This is a genomic window from Bacillus sp. 522_BSPC (genome assembly GCF_001076885.1).
GTDB classification, from domain to species: domain Bacteria; phylum Bacillota; class Bacilli; order Bacillales; family Cytobacillaceae; genus Niallia; species Niallia hominis.
Genome location: NZ_JVDT01000026.1, coordinates 1 through 4,015 on the forward strand (window position 1 = coordinate 1; position 4,015 = coordinate 4,015).

A 4,015-nucleotide genomic window follows, 5' to 3' on the forward strand; every position below is an offset into this window, starting at 1 on the left:
GGTTACAATCAATCATCAATAGCTATCAGTTTTTCAGTGCCCTCACTAAAATCATTACGTTTTTTGAGATAAAGGAAAAGGACATAATTCTCACATCGGTGGTGTAATAGATGGAACAAGCATGGTGGCAAAAGGCAGTAGTATATCAAATTTATCCGAAGAGTTTTCAAGATACAACTGGAAATGGAGTAGGAGATATTCAAGGAATAATAAAAAGACTAGATTATTTAAAGGAATTAGGGGTAGATGTCCTGTGGCTAACACCTATTTATGCTTCCCCACAAAAAGATAATGGCTATGATATTAGTGATTACTATGCCATTCATCATGAATATGGAAATATGGATGACTTTGATCAGCTATTAAATGAAGCTCATCAAAAAGGGATAAAAATAATTATGGATATTGTCGTTAACCATACCTCCACAGAGCATGAGTGGTTTAAACAGGCCGCCTCTTCTAAGGATAATCCTTATCGTGATTTTTATATTTGGAAAGATGGAAAAGAAGATGGAAAGGAGCCAACAAACTGGCAGTCAAAATTTGGTGGGAATGCGTGGCAATATGATGAAAAGACAGATCAATATTACTTACATCTCTTTGATGTAACCCAAGCTGATTTAAATTGGGAGAATGAACAGCTACGCCATGAAGTTTACAAAATGATGAAATTCTGGTTTGAAAAGGGAGTAGATGGCTTCCGTCTAGATGTTATTAACTTAATTTCAAAAAATCAGGATTTTCCAGATGATGATGGTTCAGTAGCACCTGGTGATGGAAGAAAGTTTTATACAGATGGTCCACGTGTGCATGAATTTATCCATGAAATGAATCAAGCTGTTTTTTCAAAATATGACAGTATGACAGTTGGGGAGATGTCTTCCACAACATTAGAGCATTGTATTAAATATACAATGCCAGAACGTAATGAATTAAGCATGACCTTTAATTTTCACCATTTAAAGGTAGATTATCCAAACGGAGAAAAGTGGGAAATTGGGGAAATGGATTTTCATGCTTTAAAACAAATTCTATCTAACTGGCAAGTAGGGATGCATGAAGGTGGAGGCTGGAATGCCCTATTTTGGTGTAACCATGATCAGCCGCGGATTGTATCTCGTTATGGAAATGATGGGAAATATCATAAGGAATCTGCGAAGATGCTTGCGACCACGATTCATATGATGCAGGGCACTCCATATATATATCAAGGAGAAGAATTTGGGATGACCGATCCTAAATTTACATCTATTGACCAATACCGTGATGTGGAATCTTTAAATATGTATAATATATTGAAAGCAAGTGGTAAGCCAGAAGCAGAAATCTTAGAAGTCCTACGTAGAAAATCCCGTGATAATTCTCGTACACCTGTTCAATGGAATGGAGAGAAAAATGCTGGATTTACGGAGGGAACACCATGGATAGAAACAGCGAGAAATTATAAAGAGCTGAATGCAGAAAATGCATTAAAGGATAAGGACTCTGTTTTCTATCACTATCAAAAGTTAATTAACCTTCGTAAAGAATACGATATTGTGACAGATGGAGATTATGAGTTACTTGCTCCTGATGATGATAAAATATTTGCTTACTTACGTAGTACAGATAAAGAAAAGCTATTCGTAATAAATAATTTTTACGAGGAAGAAGCGGTATTTACTGTACCGAAGCATGTTGATACTACAGGATTAACAAGTACAGCGCTTCTTTCTAACTATTCAAATTCTCCTTCATTTGGAGAAAGTATTACGCTAAGACCATATGAGTCCATTGTTTATCATTTAAAATAAGACTTCGTTTCCTGCGGAGAAATTTCGCAGGAAATATTTTTAATCAGATTTATGGGAAAATTTTTGTTATTGCGTTAAAATAGAATGAAAGAATCTTTTATTGGAGGTACTAGTTTGTTTAAAAATCTATTTAAAAGAAATAAGGAAGAAAATACGCGTTCAACTAATAATTACATTCAGCCATTAGAAGGAAAATTACTAAATATTAGTGAAGTTCCTGATCCTGTTTTTTCACAAAAAATGATGGGGGATGGTATAGCAGTAGATCCAACAAATGGTGTTTTAGTTGCTCCGGCAGATGGACAAATTATGAATGTATTTCCTACAAAGCATGCATTGAGCATGACGGACAATAGTGGAAAAGAAATCTTAATTCATGTTGGATTAGATACCGTTGCTCTTAAAGGGGAAGGATTCACAGCATTTGTTAAAGATGGAGATAAAGTAAAGCAAGGACAAAAATTAATGGAAATCGATTTTGATGCAATTAAGTCAAAGGTTCCGTCTATTATTACTCCAATGGTATTTACAAACCTAGGCGAAAATGAAAAAGTAGTAGTTGAAGGCAACGAAATAAAAATAGGATAAGAAAAAATGCTATGGGGAGAAACAGCCTCATAGCATTTTTTATAAAGAGAAAAGTTGAAATAAAATTCAGGTAAAACTGCAGTTGAAAGATAAAAGAAGAAAGGGAAAATCAATCTTTAGCCAAAAAAATGTTAGTTTATACTGTCCTACATGTAGGGCGGTATTTTTTGTGAAGTTGATTTTTGGAATATTTCTAATCCTGTTGTTCTTTAGTACCAACTACTACTGTGATAATAGATATATGTTTATTTAGCCAATCTAACAAACAATAATGCTTGTTTACTATTCGATTGAAATCGCTTTAATTTAAACCAGGGCTTGCTTCCTGTAAGGAGTAATAATAACTTTATTCCATATGAAAAAAGTAATGGGAAAAAAAGTTTTTTCCCACTCTCTCAGAAATTATGCCTATATCTTGTAAAACTTAATGAAACAACCTATGCATAATTAGTGGCCTGTACATATAATGGCATGAAAATACTAAGAGAAGAGGTGAAAGCATGAAAGTTGTCATTTTATGTGGGGGCAAAGGAATGAGAATGAGAGGCTTGACAGAGAACTTACCGAAAGCCTTAGCTGATGTTAATGGAAAACCGATATTATGGCATATCATGAAGCATTATAGTGAGTATGGACATCAGGATTTTATTTTGCCATTGGGATATAAGGGTGAGCAAATAAAGGACTATTTTGTAAATTTAGCTTGGAAAAAAAATGATTTAAAAATAGATTTAGAAAAGAATCAATATGACATTCTCGAAAAAACAGAGCCTTGGAAAATCACATGTATTGATACAGGCATAGATACGATGACAGGAGCGAGAATTAAACAGTTGGAAGAATTTATACAGGATGATATCTTTCTATTAACATATGGAGATGGTTTATCTGATATTGATTTAGATGCACTCATTGCCTTTCATAAAGAAAAAGGAAAAACAGTTACACTTACAGGTATTCAAAAAAATAATCAATATGGAGTACTTGATATAAAGGATGGAATTGCTACTAGCTTTACAGAAAAGCCAATTTTAGATAACTTGATCAATGGCGGATTTTTTGTTTGTAATAAGGAATTCTTTCACTATTTATCTGCGCAGCCAGATTGTGTGTTAGAGGAAGAACCTTTGAGAAAGCTAATTAACAAAAGAGAATTGGCTGTCTATTTACATGAAGGAACATGGATATCTATTGATACGCCTAAGGATTTAGAAGATGCTAGAAAGATATGGAAACAAAAATAAAGAGACAGGGGAGAGAGAGGACTGCCGTGAAATGGCTAAAAAAGAATATCATAAACGACTTTTTGAAAGCATTGTCCAGTAACGAAAAGGAAGATAAGTCTGCTACTATAAATATTCAACTATTCTCTAAAGGGGTTTCAGTAAAATTCCATGTAGATAATTTTGTTGAAGTTTTAAATGGAGCTAAAAACAAAAATAATAAAAAGCTTGCTTTACCATCTCCACAAGAAGATACACCATCACAAGAGAGTAATGTTATACAAAATCAATTGATTAATGAAACTAATCCAAGCACAATTAACGGTATTTCAAACAATGATGAAGCAGCCGAGCAAGAAAAGGCAAGACAGAAAGCAGTCGCACAAGAAAAGGCAAGACAGGAAGCAGCCG

4 protein-coding genes are annotated in these 4,015 nt (G+C 33.9%); all 4 read left to right on the forward strand.

Annotation, left to right across the window (positions count from 1 at the left end; genetic code table 11):
- The first annotated feature begins 110 nt into the window (after nucleotides 1-110).
- Nucleotides 111-1,793: an alpha,alpha-phosphotrehalase gene (gene treC, locus ADJ83_RS02220; RefSeq protein ID WP_048716684.1), complete on the forward strand. Its 1,683-nt coding sequence runs from the start codon at nucleotides 111-113 to the stop codon at nucleotides 1,791-1,793.
- Between the two features lie 114 nt (nucleotides 1,794-1,907).
- Complete coding sequence (locus ADJ83_RS02225; RefSeq protein ID WP_053094364.1) at nucleotides 1,908-2,381, forward strand: PTS sugar transporter subunit IIA; 474 nt, start codon at nucleotides 1,908-1,910, stop codon at nucleotides 2,379-2,381.
- A 500-nt stretch (nucleotides 2,382-2,881) separates the two neighbouring features.
- Entirely contained in the window at nucleotides 2,882-3,625 is a 744-nt protein-coding gene (locus ADJ83_RS02230) for a sugar phosphate nucleotidyltransferase (RefSeq protein WP_048716690.1), read from the forward strand.
- A gap of 26 nt (nucleotides 3,626-3,651) precedes the next feature.
- On the forward strand, nucleotides 3,652-4,015 hold a 364-nt coding region (locus ADJ83_RS02235; protein WP_152910783.1), incomplete at its 3' end, for a hypothetical protein.

Excerpts from the sequence above, each read along its gene's own strand:
- ADJ83_RS02230 (WP_048716690.1), top strand. The coding sequence starts at position 2,882 with ATGAAAGTTGTCATTTTATGTGGGGGCAAAGGAATGAGAATGAGAGGC.
- treC (WP_048716684.1), top strand. The coding sequence starts at position 111 with ATGGAACAAGCATGGTGGCAAAAGGCAGTAGTATATCAAATTTATCCG.